Origin of the sequence: Streptomyces sp. NBC_00663 (assembly GCF_036226885.1) — a bacterium.
In the GTDB taxonomy this organism is placed as follows: domain Bacteria; phylum Actinomycetota; class Actinomycetes; order Streptomycetales; family Streptomycetaceae; genus Streptomyces.
The window spans coordinates 4,265,721-4,282,271 of record NZ_CP109027.1 but is presented as its reverse complement, the minus strand read 5'-3'; the positions used below and the strand labels follow the sequence as shown (position 1 = coordinate 4,282,271).

Below are 16,551 nucleotides of genomic sequence, written 5' to 3'. Positions count from 1 at the left end.
GTCCCGCGGGCACTCGTATTTCCGTCCGCCCGCGGCGTGGGGAAACCCACAGCCTGTGGACAACCGGACGCCCCTCGAACCAATCGCGTTAACATGACGAGAAATCGTCCGGTACCCAGATGCGGACTGGAACGGGAAGGCCTCCGTCGCGTGAGTACAAGCCAACAGCCAGACCCCAGGGACCGCCCCGCGCGCCTCACCGTCGGCGTCGTCGGCGCCGGACGCGTGGGGCCCGCGCTGGCCGCGTCCCTCCAGCTCGCCGGGCACCGCCCGGTGGCCGTCTCCGGAGTCTCCGACGCCTCCCGCAAGCGGGCCGCGGAGCTGCTCCCCGGCGTTCCGCTCATGCCGCCCGCCGAGGTCCTCCAGCGCGCCGACCTGGTCCTGCTGACCGTCCCGGACGACACCCTGCCCGGCCTCGTGGAGGGCCTCGCCGAGACCGGCGCCGTGCGGCCGGGACAACTGCTGGTGCACACCTCCGGGCGGTACGGCGCGAAGGTCCTCGACCCCGCCCTGCGCGCGGGCGCGCTGCCGCTGGCCCTGCACCCCGCGATGACCTTCACCGGCACGCCCGTGGACGTCCAGCGGCTTGCCGGCTGCTCCTTCGGGGTCACCGCGCCCGAGGAGTTGCGGATGGCCGCCGAGGCCCTCGTCATCGAGATGGGCGGCGAGCCCGAATGGATCGCCGAGGAACACCGGCCGCTCTACCACGCGGCGCTCGCGCTGGGCGCCAACCACCTGGTCACGCTGGTCGCCCAGTCCATGGAGCTGCTGCGGCAAGCAGGCGTCACCGCCCCCGACCGGATGCTCGGCCCACTCCTGGGCGCCGCCCTCGACAACGCCCTGCGCTCCGGCGACGCGGCCCTGACCGGCCCCGTCGCGCGCGGGGACGCCGGCACCGTCGCGGCGCACGTCTCCGAGCTGCGCAAGCACTCCCCGCAGACCGTCGCCGGATATCTGGCGATGGCCCGCGCGACCGCCGACCGGGCGCTCGCCCACGGGCTGCTCAAGCCCGAACTCGCCGAGGACCTCCTCGGGGTACTCGCCAACGGGACCAACGGAACCAGCGGGCCTCACGGCACCGACGGCACCGAGGGAGACGCCGGATGACCACCACCCTGCTGCGCACCGCCGACGAGCTCCACGCACGCGTACGCGACGGCCGCCGCGCCGTCGTGATGACCATGGGCGCCCTGCACGAGGGGCACGCCACCCTGATCCGCACCGCGCGCGAGATCGCGGGGCCGGAGGGCGAGGTCGTCGTCACCGTCTTCGTGAACCCCCTCCAGTTCGGCCAGGGCGAGGACCTCGACCGCTACCCGCGCACCCTCGACGCCGACATCAAGATCGCCGAACAGGCGGGCGCGGACGCCGTGTTCGCTCCCTCCGTGGACGAGGTCTACCCCGGCGGCGAGCCCCAGGTCCGCGTCAGCGCGGGGCCCATGGGCGAGCGCCTGGAAGGCTCCTCGCGCCCCGGCCACTTCGACGGCATGCTCACGGTCGTCGCCAAGCTGCTGCACCTGACCCGGCCCGACGTCGCCCTGTACGGGCAGAAGGACGCCCAGCAGCTCGCCCTCATCCGGCGCATGGTGCGCGACCTGAACTTCGGCGTCGAGATCGTCGGCGTACCGACCGTGCGCGAGGACGACGGCCTGGCCCTGTCCAGCCGCAACCGCTACCTCTCGCCCCAGGAGCGCCGCACGGCCCTCGCCCTCTCCCAGGCCCTGTTCGCGGGCCGCGACCGGCACGCCGCACAGGAGGCGCTGCGGGCCCGCGCGCGTGAGGTGCCCGCCACGCACGCGCGTGCCGAGGCGCTGAGCGCCATAGGGGAGTCCCGCGCGGCCGCCGACGCGCACGCCGTCGCGAAGGCGATCCCGGGCGCCCCGTCGGCCGTGCGCGCCGCCGCACGCCTGGTCCTCGACGACGCCGCGCGCCTCACGCCGCCACTGGAGCTGGACTACCTGGCGCTGGTCGACCCCTCCGACTTCAGCGAGATCAAGGACGACTTCACCGGCGAGGCCGTCCTCGCCGTCGCCGCCCGGGTGGGGACGACCCGGTTGATCGACAACCTTCCGCTCGATTTCGGAACCTTCGGAGCCGCCTCGTGACCAGGACAGGCATACGACTGCACGCGCCCGCACCCGGGTGGTCGATCGACGCGGACGTCGTGGTCGTGGGCTCCGGCGTCGCCGGTCTCACCGCGGCCCTGCGCTGCGAGGCCGCGGGCCTCAGGACCGTCGTCGTCACCAAGGCCCGCCTCGACGACGGGTCCACCCGCTGGGCGCAGGGAGGCATCGCCGCGGCCCTCGGCGAGGGCGACACCCCCGAGCAGCACCTCGACGACACCCTGGTCGCCGGCGCGGGCCTGTGCGACGAGGAGGCCGTCCGCATCCTCGTCACCGAGGGCCCCGACGCCGTGCGCCGCCTCATCGAGACCGGCGCCCACTTCGACGAGTCCGAAGGGGGCGGCCTGGAGCTCACCCGCGAGGGCGGCCACCACCGGCGCCGCATCGCCCACGCGGGCGGCGACGCGACCGGCGCGGAGATCTCCCGCGCCCTGGTCGAGGCGGCACGCGCGCGAGGCGTGCGCACCATCGAGAACGCGCTCGTCCTGGACCTGCTCACGGACGCCGACGGCCGTACGGCGGGCGTCTCCCTGCACGTCATGGGCGAGGGCCAGCACGACGGCGTGGGCGCCGTGCACGCCCCCGCGGTCGTCCTCGCGACCGGCGGCATGGGCCAGGTCTTCTCCGCGACCACCAACCCGTCCGTGTCGACCGGCGACGGCGTGGCCCTCGCGCTCCGCGCGGGCGCGGAGGTCTCCGACCTCGAGTTCGTCCAGTTCCACCCCACCGTGCTCTTCCTCGGCCCCGACGCGGAGGGCCAGCAGCCCCTCGTCTCCGAGGCCGTACGCGGTGAGGGCGCCCATCTCGTCGACGCCGACGGCGTGCGCTTCATGGTCGGCCAGCACGAACTGGCCGAGCTCGCGCCCCGCGACATCGTCGCCAAGGGCATCCTGCGCCGCATGCTGGCTCAGGACGCCGAGCACATGTACCTCGACGCCCGGCACTTCGGCGCCGACATGTGGGAGCACCGCTTCCCGACGATCCTCGCCGCCTGCCGCGTCCACGGCATCGACCCGGTCACCGAGCCCATCCCGATCGCCCCGGCCGCCCACTACGCCTCCGGCGGCGTGCGCACCGACTCCCAGGGCCGTACGACCGTTCCCGGCCTGTACGCGTGCGGCGAGGTCGCCTGCACCGGCGTGCACGGCGCGAACCGGCTCGCGTCGAACTCCCTCCTCGAGGGCCTCGTCTACGCCGAGCGCATCGCCGCGGACATCACGGCGGCCCACGCGGCGAACGGCCTCCACGCGCGCGTGCCCGAGCCGGTCGAGCACCCCCAGACGCCCGCGCACCCCTTGCAGTCGCCCGAGGCCCGCTTCGCGATCCAGCGGATCATGACGAGCGGCGCGGGCGTCCTGCGCTCCGCCGCGTCCCTCGCCCAGGCCGCCGAACAGCTCCAGCGGCTGCACGCCGAGGCCCGTGACGCCCTCGACGAGAACGGCAAGACCGCCGAGCCCGGCGTCGACACCTGGGAGGCCACCAACCTCCTGTGCGTGGCCCGCGTCCTGGTCACCGCCGCCCAGCAGCGCGAGGAGACCCGCGGCTGCCACTGGCGCGAGGACCAGCCCGACCGCGACGACGCGGCATGGCGCCGCCACATCGTCGTACGGCTGAATCCGGACCGCACACTCGCCGTACACACCACGGATACCGCAGACTTCCCCCCGACCCGCCGGCCCCTTCAGGAGCAGTGACAGCAGTGAGCACCCACGACCTTCCCCTCGCCTCGTCCGGCGGTTGCGGCGACGGCTGTGCCTGTGGCGCGGACGGCGGCGAGGAGTACCTGGAGTGCGGGCTCGACCCCGCGCTCGCCCAGCTCCTGGCCGACGCCGGGCTCGACCCCGTGGAGGTCGAGGACATCGCCAACGTGGCCATCCAGGAGGACCTCGACCACGGGGTGGACGTGACGACCGTCGCGACCATCCCCGAGGACGCCGTCGCCACCGCCGACTTCGTCGCGCGCGAGGCGGGCGTCGTGGCCGGCCTGCGGGTCGCCGAGGCGGTCGTCTCGGTGGTCTGCGAGGACGAGTTCGAGGTCGAGCGGCACGTCGAGGACGGCGACCGGGTGGAGGCCGGGCAGAAGCTGCTGTCGGTCACCACGCGCACGCGTGACCTGCTCACCGCCGAACGCAGCGCGCTCAACCTGCTGTGCCGGCTGTCCGGCATCGCGACCGCCACGCGCGCGTGGGCCGACGCGCTGGACGGCACGAAGGCACGCGTGCGTGACACGCGGAAGACGACGCCGGGACTCAGGTCCCTGGAGAAGTTCGCGGTACGCGCGGGCGGCGGCGTGAACCACCGGATGTCGCTGTCCGACGCCGCCCTGGTCAAGGACAACCACGTGGTGGCCGCCGGCGGCGTCGCCCAGGCCTTCAAGGCCGTACGGGAGACGTTCCCGGACGTGCCGATCGAGGTCGAGGTCGACACCCTGCACCAGCTGCGCGAGGTCGTGGACGCGGGCGCGGATCTGATCCTTCTGGACAACTTCACGCCGGGCGAGTGCGAGGAGGCGGTGGCGCTCGTGCACGGGCGCGCCGCCCTGGAGGCCTCGGGCCGGCTGACGCTGGACAACGCGCGCGCGTACGCCGACACGGGCGTCGACTACCTCGCCGTAGGGGCCCTGACCCACTCCTCGCCGATCCTGGACATCGGTCTCGACCTGCGTGAGGCGGAGTAGTCGCGATGCTCCTCACGATCGACGTAGGCAACACCCACACCGTCCTCGGCCTGTTCGACGGCGAGGAGATCGTCGAGCACTGGCGCATCTCCACGGACGCCCGCCGCACGGCCGACGAGCTCGCGGTGCTGCTCCAGGGCCTCATGGGCATGCACCCGCTGCTCGGCGACGAACTGGGCGACGGCATCGACGGCATCGCCATCTGCGCGACGGTCCCCTCGGTGCTGCACGAGCTGCGTGAGGTCACGCGGCGCTACTACGGCGACGTGCCGGCGGTCCTGGTCGAGCCGGGCGTGAAGACAGGCGTGCCGATCCTGACCGACAACCCCAAGGAGGTCGGCGCGGACCGCATCATCAACGCGGTCGCCGCGGTCGAGCTCTACGGCGGCCCCGCGATCGTCGTCGACTTCGGTACGGCGACGACGTTCGACGCGGTCTCCGCGCGCGGGGAGTACATCGGCGGGGTCATCGCGCCCGGCATCGAGATCTCGGTCGAGGCGCTCGGCGTCCGGGGCGCGCAGCTGCGGAAGATCGAGGTGGCCCGGCCGCGGAGTGTCATCGGCAAGAACACGGTCGAGGCGATGCAGTCGGGCATCATCTACGGCTTCGCCGGCCAGGTCGACGGCGTCGTCAACCGGATGGCCCGGGAGCTGGCGGAGGACCCGGACGACGTGACCGTGATCGCCACGGGTGGGCTCGCGCCGATGGTCCTCGGCGAGTCCTCGGTGATCGACGAGCACGAGCCCTGGTTGACGCTGGTGGGGCTGCGGCTGGTGTACGAGCGGAACGTGTCGCGGATGTGATCCGGCGGGTGCGGGTGGCACGCATGCCCCAGCCGTTGGCGCCGGGCGCGCGGTGGTGTGAGGGCAACCGGGTGTCCCCTCGCGCCACGCCCACCCGTTATGTCAAATTTGTCTGATTAGCGCGTATCGTCGCCGCATGCCCACGCCATACGGATCCCGCGGCGGCATGGCGTTCGGTGTGGAGGAGCTGCGTGTGCTCCGCCGCGCTCTCGCCCTCGCCCTTCACCCCCGAACCGCCTCGGCCGAGGACGTCCAGGACTGCCTCCGCCTCGCCGACTCCCTCGACGAGGCGCTGTGTGAGGGCGCCCGGCTGCGTGCCTTCCTGGTGGCCGACCTCGCCCGGTACCGCGCCGCCCTGCCCGGCACCGCCGCCGGCTACCTCGCCCTCCTGGAGGAGGCGCTGGGAGCCGGGTACCGCCCCGACCCCGACGACCTCGCCGCGCTGCGCGCCCTGCGCGGCAACCCCACCGCGGCGGCCCTGCTGGACCGCTGCCAGAAACTCGCCGAACAGGACGTACGCGCCCGTCTGGCCCGCGGCACCGCCCGCCGGGCCGCTCCAGCCGTCCCAGCCTCCCGCACCCGCCTCCTGGCCCTCCCCGGGGGCCTCTCGGCCACCCCGGAGGCCTCGGAGGGGGCCGCGGGAAAGGAATCGGGCGGAGGACCGGGTGGGGAATCGGGTGGCGAGGCCGGTTCCGGGGCATCCGGCGCGATGTCTGGTGAGGCCCGGCCCGTGAGGTCCGGCGTGATGTCTGACGAAGCCCGGCCCGGGAGGCCCCGCGTGATGTCTGACGAAGCCAGGCCTGGGACGTCCGGTGTGATGTCCGGTGAGGTCCTTGTCGGGGCGTTCGCCGAGGTCTCCGGAGGGAGCCGTGTCGGAGTGCGCGGCGAGGCCTCCGCCGAGCAGCCGGAGAAGCCGGCGGCCCCTGTGAAGAAGCCCGCGGAGAAGCCGGGCCCGGCGCCTGCGGCCCCCAAGCCGGAACGTCCCATCCCCACCCCGGGTGAGGTCTTCCCACGCCGGAAGCCCGCATCGCCCCCGCCCACGAGCTCGCCGCAGCAGCTCGCCGCGGGCTGACCCGCCAGGCGTTCGCCACGACATCGACATCGACATCGACCGCGGGGCCGGGGTGCTTCCATCCCCGGCCCCGCGGGCGTGCGTCGGCGAAGGGGCTTTCGCCGTCCCGTCGGTGAACTGTCGCCGCGCCCGGGAAAGGGTGATGAGCCCGGCACGCGTACCCCGGGCCCGCGCGCGTGGAGCCCGTGGCTACCCTGGACGCATGGACTACGTCTCCGCGCTCGTGCCCCCCGTCGTCATGGCGGTGTTCTTCATCGGTGTGATCAGGGTGATCGTGAAGACCCAGGGCGGCGCCAACAAGGCCAAGGAGGACGCCGTCGTCGACGCCGCCCTCGCGCGCGTGGAGGGGTCCCGCCAGGCCTCCGCCTCCGTGAAGACCGACGTCTGACAGGCGTCCGCCCCCGCCCTCACCGGCGTACGACTCCCTCGTTTTCCGAGTCGTACGCCCTTTTTGTTCTTGTTTGCCGGTGAAAGTGCACGTCCGGCACGCGAATACCTAGATCTCCCACTATTGTGCTGAACTGTGCCTCGCCCATTGGGAGAACTCGAAGACGCGGTCATGACGCGGGTGTGGAAGTGGAACCGCCCGGTGACCGTTCGGGAAGTCCTGGAAGATCTTCAGCAGGAACGGTCCATCGCCTACACCACGGTGATGACCGTTCTGGACAATCTCCATCAGAAGGGCTGGGTGCGACGGGAGGCCGAAGGGCGGGCCTATCGATATGAGGCCGTCTCCACTCGCGCCGCCTACGCCGCCGCGCTGATGAACGACGCCTGGTCCCAGAGCGACAACCCCGCCGCCGCTCTCGTCGCCTTCTTCGGCATGATGAGCGACGAACAGCGCCACGCGCTGCGGGACGCCGTACGGATCGTCCAAGGACCGGAAACCCCGGAACCGGCCGCGACGGATACCGCCGGGGAAACCAGCCGTGAGAACCCCGGCTCGGCACCGGACGGCGGCGGGCGATAGCGTCCGCACATGTCAGCAGAGAGCGCGTCCGCCCGGAGCCCCGAAGTCAGCGCAAAAGCCATCACCGTCCGGCGGGCCCGCACCAGCGATGTCCAGGCGGTACGCAGCCTCCTTGACGAGTACGTCCAGCGACGCATCCTGCTCGACAAAGCCACGGTGACGCTTTACGAGGACATCCAGGAGTTCTGGGTCGCCGAACGGGACGACAACGGCGAGGTCGTCGGCTGCGGCGCACTGCACGTGATGTGGGAAGACCTCGCGGAAGTTCGTACTCTCGCGGTGAAGCAGGGCCTGAAGGGTGCCGGTGTCGGCCATCAGTTGCTGGAGAAGTTGCTGCACACCGCTCGCTGGCTCGGTGTTCGGCGTGTTTTCTGTCTGACCTTCGAAGTGGACTTCTTCGGCAAGCACGGCTTCGTCGAGATCGGCGAGACGCCCGTTGACACCGATGTCCGCGCGGAGCTGTTGCGTTCCTATGACGAGGGTGTCGCGGAGTTCCTGGGTCTCGAACGAGTGAAACCGAACACCTTGGGCAACAGCCGGATGCTTCTGCATCTGTGATCGTCATGCCCTATTCCACGGTACGGCCCTGCCCAGGTTCCCTATGTCCGAAACGCGCATGTTTCCGGACTGAGGGTGGTCGGTCAGTCTCTCCCAGGGGTTTGTGTTTTTCCAGCAAAAGCGGTTTGCTTTCCGGCGTAGTGCAGTACTGCATATAACAGGGGGCGGCGAAACGGCGGACGCCGCAGACCCGGGTCCTCAAAGTTATCGATGAAAGGAAATCCGGTGGCACAGAAGGTTCAGGTCCTTCTTGTCGACGACCTCGACGGCGGCGAGGCGGACGAGACCGTGACGTTCGCGCTGGACGGCAAGACGTACGAGATCGATCTCACGACTGCCAATGCGGACAAGCTCCGTGGCCTTCTCGACCCTTACGTCAAGGGTGGTCGTCGTACCGGAGGTCGTGCCGCGGGCGGTCGTGGAAAGGCGCGCGCCGCTTCCGGTGGCAGCCAGGACACCGCGCTGATCCGCGCTTGGGCCAAGGAGAACGGTCACGAGGTCAACGACCGCGGTCGTGTTCCCGCGGCCATTCGCGAGGCTTACGAGAAGGCCAACGCCTGAGCGCGACGCTTAGGAAAAGGCGGGTGGCTGAGCGCACGCGCGCAGTCGCAGGCGGTGGCACTGCGTGGCCACCGTGTCCAGCACTCGTACGAGATCGGGGGCGCCCCCACCGCCCCCCAGGGCCGACAGCGTCGGCAGCGAGGCCTCGACCTCGCATCCCGCCTCGGGGGGCCGCAGCCACACGGCGGCCCCCTGGAGAGCGCCGGAGGCCCCGCGGGGGAGCGGTCGCGGCCCGGCGGAATCCGGCTCGGACGGCGATCCAGGCACGGCCGGGTCGAAGCCGGCAGGGCTGAGGGCGGCCGGGTTGAAGGCGGCAGGGGTGAAGGCGGCCGCATTGACGGCCGGATCGAAGACTGTCGCGTCGATGACACCCGGCGGCGTCGGGCGGGGCACGAGCGGAAGCCGTACGGCTTCGGCGGCCCCCGGCGCGGAGGAGCGCTGCGGGGCTCCGGGCGACGACGGCGCATCCGGGCGGCGCGGGCTGTCCCCGTAGGGCGGTCGTACCGCCGGCGGGCGTGAGCCTGCTCCAGGGGGCAGCGGTGCGGTCGGCAGGGCCGAAGCCGGCTCGGGAGGCAGCGGGGCGTCCATGACGCCGCCCTCTCCGATCATCCTCAGATCGAGCGGCAGCGAACCCCATTCCAGCCAGTCCAGGATCCCCGGCACCTCGTCCGCGCTGCCCGCGGCCAGCAGGATCAGCATCCGGCCGCCCCGTACGGCCACCGGGGAGCCCGGCGCCAGGTGGCGCAGCGCGGTGAGACCCGCCTCGGCCGGGACGTCCAGGACGTCGAAGCGGGGCCCCACGGAAAGTCGTACCGGAGTTCCCGGGGTGTCGGGCACCGTCGGCCACCCCAGTTCGTTCTCGTACCACCGGCGGACCTGATCGCTCGCGTCGAGCGGCCGACGGGGGAGCGGGACGGTGGTGGCCGACGGGGGAGAGGGGGTGACCGGGGCAGTGGCAGGGGGGAGAGTGCCAACCATGACAAGTGCAACCGTCCGAGAAGCGTGCGAGTTACGCTGGGTGTTCCGGCGAATGCGCAGCGTCGCCAAAAAGGGGGCTTCCGGGGGTGCGGGGAAGCGCAACGTTGTTCGCCCATAGCGGAGGGAACGGGGGCGCGCCGCATGGAGTGTCAGTCCCAGCGGGTAAGACATCCCTAGTGGGAGGGGGCGACACGCAGGACAGGCCGTCTCACGTTCGCCATCGGCGTACTGAAGGTAGGGGTAACTGTCTGGCCTGCGGGAACATCGTCTCGCACCATCAGGTTGGAGCAGATGTCGGCGTTCGGGGTCAGGAGGCCAAGGACGGTGTCGGCAGTTGGAATGAGCGGTCCCCGCTTGCGGGACTAAGCTGCGGAAGGACAGGGAGGGGAAGTTCCCCCCACTGCCTGACCGCTCTGAGGAGCGATTAACGATGTTCGAGAGGTTCACCGACCGCGCGCGGCGGGTTGTCGTCCTGGCTCAGGAAGAAGCCCGGATGCTCAACCACAACTACATCGGCACCGAGCACATCCTCCTGGGCCTGATCCACGAGGGTGAGGGTGTCGCCGCCAAGGCCCTTGAGAGCCTCGGGATTTCGCTCGAGGCGGTCCGCCAGCAGGTGGAGGAGATCATCGGCCAGGGCCAGCAGGCCCCGTCCGGGCACATCCCCTTCACCCCCCGTGCCAAGAAGGTCCTGGAGCTGTCGCTCCGCGAGGCCCTTCAGCTGGGCCACAACTACATCGGCACGGAGCACATCCTGCTCGGCCTGATCCGTGAGGGCGAGGGCGTCGCCGCCCAGGTCCTGGTCAAGCTGGGCGCAGATCTCAACCGGGTGCGGCAGCAGGTCATCCAGCTGCTCTCCGGTTACCAGGGCAAGGAGACCGCCACCGCCGGCGGGCCTGCCGAGGGCACCCCCTCGACGTCCCTGGTCCTCGACCAGTTCGGCCGGAACCTCACCCAGGCCGCTCGTGAGTCCAAGCTCGACCCGGTCATCGGGCGCGAGAAGGAGATCGAGCGGGTCATGCAGGTGCTGTCCCGCCGTACCAAGAACAACCCGGTCCTGATCGGTGAGCCCGGCGTCGGCAAGACCGCCGTCGTCGAGGGTCTCGCCCAGGCCATCGTCAAGGGCGAGGTGCCCGAGACCCTCAAGGACAAGCACCTCTACACCCTCGACCTCGGCGCGCTGGTCGCCGGCTCCCGCTACCGCGGTGACTTCGAGGAGCGCCTGAAGAAGGTGCTCAAGGAGATCCGCACCCGCGGCGACATCATCCTGTTCATCGACGAGCTGCACACGCTCGTCGGTGCGGGTGCCGCCGAGGGCGCCATCGACGCGGCTTCCATCCTGAAGCCGATGCTGGCCCGCGGTGAGCTCCAGACCATCGGTGCGACGACTCTGGACGAGTACCGCAAGCACCTTGAGAAGGACGCGGCCCTTGAGCGCCGCTTCCAGCCGATCCAGGTGGCGGAGCCTTCCCTCCCCCACACGATCGAGATCCTCAAGGGTCTGCGCGACCGCTACGAGGCCCACCACCGTGTGTCCATCACGGACGAGGCCCTCGTCCAGGCCGCGACCCTGGCCGACCGGTACATCTCGGACCGCTTCCTCCCCGACAAGGCGATCGACCTGATCGACGAGGCGGGCTCCCGGATGCGCATCCGCCGGATGACCGCGCCGCCGGACCTCCGCGAGTTCGACGAGAAGATCGCCGGTGTCCGCCGGGACAAGGAGTCCGCGATCGACTCGCAGGACTTCGAGAAGGCGGCCTCTCTCCGCGACAAGGAGAAGCAGCTCCTCGCCGCGAAGGCCAAGCGCGAGAAGGAGTGGAAGGCCGGCGACATGGACGTCGTCGCCGAGGTCGACGGCGAGCTGATCGCCGAGGTCCTCGCGACCGCCACCGGCATCCCGGTTTTCAAGCTGACCGAGGAGGAGTCGTCGCGTCTGCTGCGCATGGAGGACGAGCTCCACAAGCGGGTCATCGGCCAGAAGGACGCCGTCAAGGCGCTCTCGAAGGCGATCCGTCGTACGCGTGCGGGCCTCAAGGACCCGAAGCGTCCCGGTGGTTCGTTCATCTTCGCCGGCCCGTCCGGTGTCGGTAAGACGGAGCTGTCGAAGGCCCTGGCCGAGTTCCTCTTCGGTGACGAGGACGCGCTGATCTCCCTCGACATGTCGGAGTTCAGCGAGAAGCACACGGTCTCGCGGCTCTTCGGTTCGCCCCCCGGATACGTGGGCTACGAAGAGGGCGGCCAGCTGACGGAGAAGGTGCGGCGCAAGCCGTTCTCGGTGGTTCTCTTCGACGAGGTCGAGAAGGCCCACCCGGACATCTTCAACTCGCTGCTCCAGATCCTGGAGGACGGTCGCCTGACCGACTCCCAGGGCCGGGTCGTGGACTTCAAGAACACGGTCATCATCATGACGACCAACCTCGGTACCCGGGACATCTCCAAGGGCTTCAACCTGGGCTTCGCGGCCACGGGTGACACGAAGTCCAACTACGAGCGCATGAAGAACAAGGTCTCGGACGAGCTCAAGCAGCACTTCCGGCCCGAGTTCCTCAACCGCGTCGACGACGTGGTCGTCTTCCCGCAGCTGACCCAGGCCGACATCCTCGCGATCGTCGACCTCATGGTCGGCAAGGTGGACGAGCGCCTCAAGGACCGGGACATGGGCATCGAGCTCTCCCCGTCCGCCAAGGAGCTGCTGTCCAGGAAGGGTTACGACCCGGTGCTGGGCGCGCGTCCGCTGCGGCGCACGATCCAGCGCGAGATCGAGGACACGCTGTCGGAGAAGATCCTCTTCGGCGAGCTGCGTCCCGGTCACATCGTGGTCGTCGACACGGAGGGCGAGGGCGAGACCCAGACCTTCACCTTCCGCGGCGAGGAGAAGTCGGCGCTGCCGGACGTTCCGCCGATCGAGCAGGCGGCCGGCGGGGCTGGGCCGAATCTGAGCAAGGACGCGTAGCCCTTCAGGGAATGCGCGGAAGGGGCCGGTGCCTTCGGGTGCCGGCCCCTTCGCCTTTCGCCGTTTCTCAGCGCTGGTCGAGAGTGATCTCGATGTCCGGGAAGAGACCGGCGTAGGCGGCGGCGGAGAAGGGCCGCTCGGGATTGTTCTGGAGGATGACCGAGCGCACCCCTGGCAGCCGCGGGACCAGCGGTGCCAGGTCCTCGGCGCCGTACATGTTGGGGATCCGCAGCACTGTGATGCCGGGGAGTTCGGGCATCAGCTCGATGGAGTGGGGGAAGTCCCGGATGATCCTGGCGTTCAGGTAGAGGTCGGTGAGTTCGGGAAGCTCCGCGACCTCCTGCCAGTCGGCGACCGACAGTTCGGTGGTCAGCGGGCCGAGACTGAGGGTGTCCAGGCCGGACCAGTGCCGCAGCCCCCGCAGGCCCGTGGTGTCGATGCTGCCCCGGCCCAGGAACAGGAACCCCAGTGGCGCGTCGAGCGGCAGGGCGTCGGTGAGGGCGGCGCCCGGCAGTTCCTGGGAGAGGGAGAGACTGTGGAGGGACCTCAGTGACGTCAGCGCGGTCACATCGCCGACGTTGCTGAAGCCGAGGCTCATGAGCGTGGGCAGCTGGTCGACCCCGTGCAGAGTCGCGCAGTCTTCCAGGAACAACCCGCTGAGCGTGCTGAACGGTGACAGCTCCGCCAGGTCGCCGAGGAGGGGATTGGCGTAGAGGTCGAGCGCCGCCACGGCCGTCGGCTCGGGTACGGCCGCGAGGATCTCCTGCGCGGAGTGGGCGCCCTCGAAGGCCAGGCGGTGCCAGGGCCGCATCCCGGCGAGGGCGGCGCGCTGCTCGGCGGACGTGCAGGTGATGAAGAGGCTCCGGCGCTTCAGGTGGTCCAGGACCACGGCCGCGTACTCCTGTGCGTCGAACCGGTGCCAGGTACCGGCGAGTTGCCGGCGTACGTCGAAGTCCGGATGCTCGCGGAACCGGCGCAGCACCGCCAGGGCGCCCTCCGGCTCCTCCGAGGCGAGGAGCGAGGCCGCGACCGTGACGCCCAGGGCCTGCTCGTCCGTCAGCCCTTCCGGCCCCGGCAGCAGCTCAAGGACCAGGGGCCCGGCCTCCGCCAGTGTCTTCGCCTCCTCCTTCGTGCGCGGCGGTATCAGTGCGGCCGCCTGTGCCTCCACCGCCGTTCGCACCGTGAGGTCCAGGGCCGTCGCGTGTTCCAGGCAGGCCAGCGCCAGCAGAGTCAGCCGGGGGGTCTTCCGGTCCAGCAACTGCTGGAGCAGTACGGAGCGTTCCCGTGGCCGCGCATGCGCCACCGCCAGTCGGATCACGTCCTCCCACTGGGTGTCGTCGGCGTGGCTGAGCAGGACGTCCAGGTGGCCCTCCGACACCGCGTAGCGGGCGCCCAGGTAGTCCTGGAACGTGCGGTGGACGAAGTCGACGACGCCGTCGGCGGGTTGGCGCAGGAGACCGCTGCGCAGAAGGAGCGCCCTGAGTGTCGTCGCCGCGTCGCCCAGCAAGGCGATCGAGGGGAGGCAGCGTTCCACTATGCCTTCGGCCGTGCCGGTGTCCATTTCCGTTCGGCCGCTCAACACGAGGGAGTAGGCGAGGCGTTGAAGGAGCTCCAGCTGGGCTTCCTCCGCGAGGTGGGGTTCCATGCCCCGCTCCCGGTCCCGGCGGGCGAGCAGCATCGTGAGGGCGGCGTCGTACAACTCCTTGCGGCCGGTGGGGAGATAGCCCCTGCGTTCGCGGTGCAGGGCGCAGATCAGGCCGCACATCAGCGGGTTGGTGGCGAGCCGGGCCAGGTCGCGCTTGGTGCGGAGGGAGTCGAGGAGGGGGCCCTCGTACTCCGGGGCCTGGGCCGCCGTGTGCCAGCGGTGGACGAAGGTGGCGACCTCGGCGCGGCGCATCGGGGACAGGAGGAGTTCGTGGAAGCCCTCGGTCGCCAGCCAGTCGGGGCGTACCGCGGTGGGGCGGGAGGTGAGGAGCCAGCGGTTGCCCGGGAAGGCGTGGATGAGGGAGAGCAGCCAGTCGCGGGTGCGGTGGCGGTCGGCGGCGGGGATCTCGTCCAGACCGTCGACGAGGACCAGGCCGCGGCCGGCCGCGAGGACGCGCTCGGTCCAGCCGTCCGGTGGTGTGTGCGGACAGCTCACGGCCTTCAGGAAGGCGTGCGGCGAGGGGAGCTCACTCGCGCGGATCAGGGTGCGCAGGGGAAGGACGTACGGGATGTGCAGGCCCTCACGGGCCGCCGTCACCGCCAGCCACTGCACCAGGGTGGTCTTGCCGGAGCCGGCGTCGCCGCGCAGGAGGACACGGTCGTGGGCGAAGAGGGCTTCCTCGGCGGGGAGTTGGACGGTGACCGGCCCGCCGGACGCGAGTTCCTCCGCCCTCCCCCGCTCCTCCGACGCGGTGGCCTCCAGGCTCAGATAGGCCACCTCCAGCGGCCAGCGGTCCGGGGAGTCGCGCAGGTCGATGCCGTAGATGGTGATGTGGTTGTGGCGCTCGGCGACATGGCGGAGATAGCGGCGTTCGAAGGTGCGGTCCTCGGCGCCGGGGCGGGGGGTGCGGGCCAGCAGCTCGTCGGTCTTCGCGATCAGCACGGCCTGTCTGCGGGACTGTTCGACGAGGGTACGGGTGACAAAGGTGGACCTGCGGGTGAAGAACTCCAGGATCTGGAGGCAGGCCCACTCGGTCGCCGAGTCGAGGAAGTAGCCGGCGTCGGTGGACAGGCCGGCCGGGGAGGGGGCCGCGCGGGCGAGGGCGCGCGCCAGTTCCCAGTGGCCGAGGTCGACCGCCTGTACGTCGTCCATCTCCAGGTCGCCCAGGGCCAGCAGCCGGGCGGTGAGGGCCTCGACGACGGCCGTTTCCTCGTCGCCGGGGAAGGGCGGCTCACCGGGCGAGTCGGTGGCCGCGCCGACCATGCGACGGGCCAGCGCGCGGACTTCCCTGTCGCCGAGAGTGCGTTTCTCGCCACGGAAGGAGACCAGGGAGGACAGACGTACGGGCTTGTCGGTCAGGCCCGCTCCCGGGGCGTCCGGTGCGAAGAGTTTCCTGACCAGGGACGCCATCAGGCTGGACGCCAACTTGCTGCCGAGGACCGCCGGGTCCATCCGCCTCACCCCCGTGATCGCGTGAACGGGGGTGAGGATATCGGCAGTTGACCTGCTGGGTCAGGAGAGCTGGCCGTCGTAGTCCGGCAGCTTGTACGTCTTCTCGGCGTGGCCGCCCGAGAGGTCGGTGGCGCTGTTGCCGATGTTCGCGATGATCGTGTAGCCCTTGTTCTCGATGTCGGCGCGCTGGGCGGTCTTGTAGGCGGCGACGTCCTTGAACAGATCGATGAAGCTGCGGACGTAGAGACCGGAGACGTCGTAACCGACGTGGTCGAGGTTGTAGTCGGTGACCGAGTAGATGATGCCGGGGCGGGCCGTCACGAAGAACAGCGATACGCCGTGGTCCTGGGCGTACTTCGCGATGTTGAGGACCGGCTTGTTGGCCGGCTGCGGGTAGCTGAAGCCGAAGTCGGTCTCCAGGGTGGTGTTGTCGATGTCGAAGACGATCGCCTGCTTCTCACCGGGCTTCGTCGCGGCGATCCGCTGCTTGAGGTACGGCAGTGCCTGGTCCATCACGGTCTGGCAGTCCTGCTGCCAGGTGGCGTAACCGACGTCCTCGGCGGCGTCGGCCGGGGCGGCGAGTGCGACGAGGGTCGCCGTGGAGACGGCGGTGACGGTCATGCGGCGCACCAAGGGGCGTCGGTTCGTCATGGGTGGGGGGTCCTCTCACTGCCGGTGCTGCTGCCGTTGACGAGGGCATGGTGGTTGGCGTGGGTGGCGCGAGGGGAACCGTAAGGTTACTGGGGGGTAAGTGGG

The 16,551-nt window shown here is 70.7% G+C and carries 14 protein-coding genes; 11 read left to right on the top strand and 3 right to left on the bottom strand.

Annotated features, from left to right (window positions below; genetic code table 11):
• The first annotated feature begins 150 nt into the window (after positions 1-150).
• The 10 genes from OG866_RS19470 (at position 151) to OG866_RS19425 (ending at position 8,764) form a co-directional block, all read left to right on the top strand.
• Positions 151-1,107 (top strand): Rossmann-like and DUF2520 domain-containing protein, encoded by a 957-nt coding sequence (locus tag OG866_RS19470; protein WP_329336363.1) that lies wholly within the window; start codon positions 151-153, stop codon positions 1,105-1,107.
• A complete protein-coding gene (gene panC / locus OG866_RS19465; protein WP_329336361.1) occupies positions 1,104-2,105 on the top strand; it encodes a pantoate--beta-alanine ligase in 1,002 nt (333 codons plus the stop codon). The genes OG866_RS19470 and panC overlap by 4 nt, the downstream gene beginning before the upstream one ends.
• Positions 2,102-3,817, top strand: coding sequence for an L-aspartate oxidase (locus tag OG866_RS19460; RefSeq protein ID WP_329336360.1), 1,716 nt, complete (start codon positions 2,102-2,104; stop codon positions 3,815-3,817). The genes panC and OG866_RS19460 overlap by 4 nt, the downstream gene beginning before the upstream one ends.
• Before the next feature lie 5 nt (positions 3,818-3,822).
• Entirely contained in the window at positions 3,823-4,800 is a 978-nt protein-coding gene (gene nadC, locus OG866_RS19455) for a carboxylating nicotinate-nucleotide diphosphorylase (protein ID WP_329336358.1), read from the top strand.
• A 5-nt stretch (positions 4,801-4,805) separates the two neighbouring features.
• On the top strand, positions 4,806-5,603 hold the full coding sequence (locus OG866_RS19450; protein ID WP_126273529.1) for a type III pantothenate kinase: 798 nt from the start codon (positions 4,806-4,808) through the stop codon (positions 5,601-5,603).
• A gap of 166 nt (positions 5,604-5,769) precedes the next feature.
• Positions 5,770-6,675 (top strand): hypothetical protein, encoded by a 906-nt coding sequence (locus OG866_RS19445; protein WP_443063650.1) that lies wholly within the window; start codon positions 5,770-5,772, stop codon positions 6,673-6,675.
• Positions 6,676-6,877: 202 nt separating this feature from the next.
• A complete protein-coding gene (locus OG866_RS19440; protein ID WP_329336356.1) occupies positions 6,878-7,063 on the top strand; it encodes a hypothetical protein in 186 nt (61 codons plus the stop codon).
• A 135-nt stretch (positions 7,064-7,198) separates the two neighbouring features.
• Positions 7,199-7,645 (top strand): BlaI/MecI/CopY family transcriptional regulator, encoded by a 447-nt coding sequence (locus OG866_RS19435; protein WP_329336355.1) that lies wholly within the window; start codon positions 7,199-7,201, stop codon positions 7,643-7,645.
• A gap of 9 nt (positions 7,646-7,654) precedes the next feature.
• Positions 7,655-8,203: an amino-acid N-acetyltransferase gene (locus tag OG866_RS19430; RefSeq protein ID WP_329336354.1), complete on the top strand. Its 549-nt coding sequence runs from the start codon at positions 7,655-7,657 to the stop codon at positions 8,201-8,203.
• Positions 8,204-8,428: 225 nt separating this feature from the next.
• Entirely contained in the window at positions 8,429-8,764 is a 336-nt protein-coding gene (locus OG866_RS19425; RefSeq protein ID WP_329336353.1) for a histone-like nucleoid-structuring protein Lsr2, read from the top strand.
• A 9-nt stretch (positions 8,765-8,773) separates the two neighbouring features.
• On the opposite strand, the gene OG866_RS19420 is transcribed toward OG866_RS19425, so the two are convergent.
• Complete coding sequence (locus tag OG866_RS19420) at positions 8,774-9,616, bottom strand: SCO3374 family protein (RefSeq protein WP_443063649.1); 843 nt, start codon at positions 9,614-9,616, stop codon at positions 8,774-8,776.
• 556 nt (positions 9,617-10,172) lie between these two features.
• Between OG866_RS19420 and OG866_RS19415 the strand changes: the two genes are divergently transcribed.
• Positions 10,173-12,698: an ATP-dependent Clp protease ATP-binding subunit gene (locus OG866_RS19415; protein WP_329336351.1), complete on the top strand. Its 2,526-nt coding sequence runs from the start codon at positions 10,173-10,175 to the stop codon at positions 12,696-12,698.
• Between the two features lie 67 nt (positions 12,699-12,765).
• Here the strand turns inward: OG866_RS19415 and OG866_RS19410 are convergent, their stop codons facing one another.
• Both OG866_RS19410 and OG866_RS19405 read right to left on the bottom strand, forming a co-directional pair.
• Entirely contained in the window at positions 12,766-15,795 is a 3,030-nt protein-coding gene (locus OG866_RS19410; RefSeq protein WP_329336350.1) for an NACHT domain-containing protein, read from the bottom strand.
• 60 nt (positions 15,796-15,855) lie between these two features.
• Positions 15,856-16,446: an HAD family acid phosphatase gene (locus OG866_RS19405; RefSeq protein WP_329336348.1), complete on the bottom strand. Its 591-nt coding sequence runs from the start codon at positions 16,444-16,446 to the stop codon at positions 15,856-15,858.
• Between the last annotated feature and the right edge of the window lie 105 nt (positions 16,447-16,551).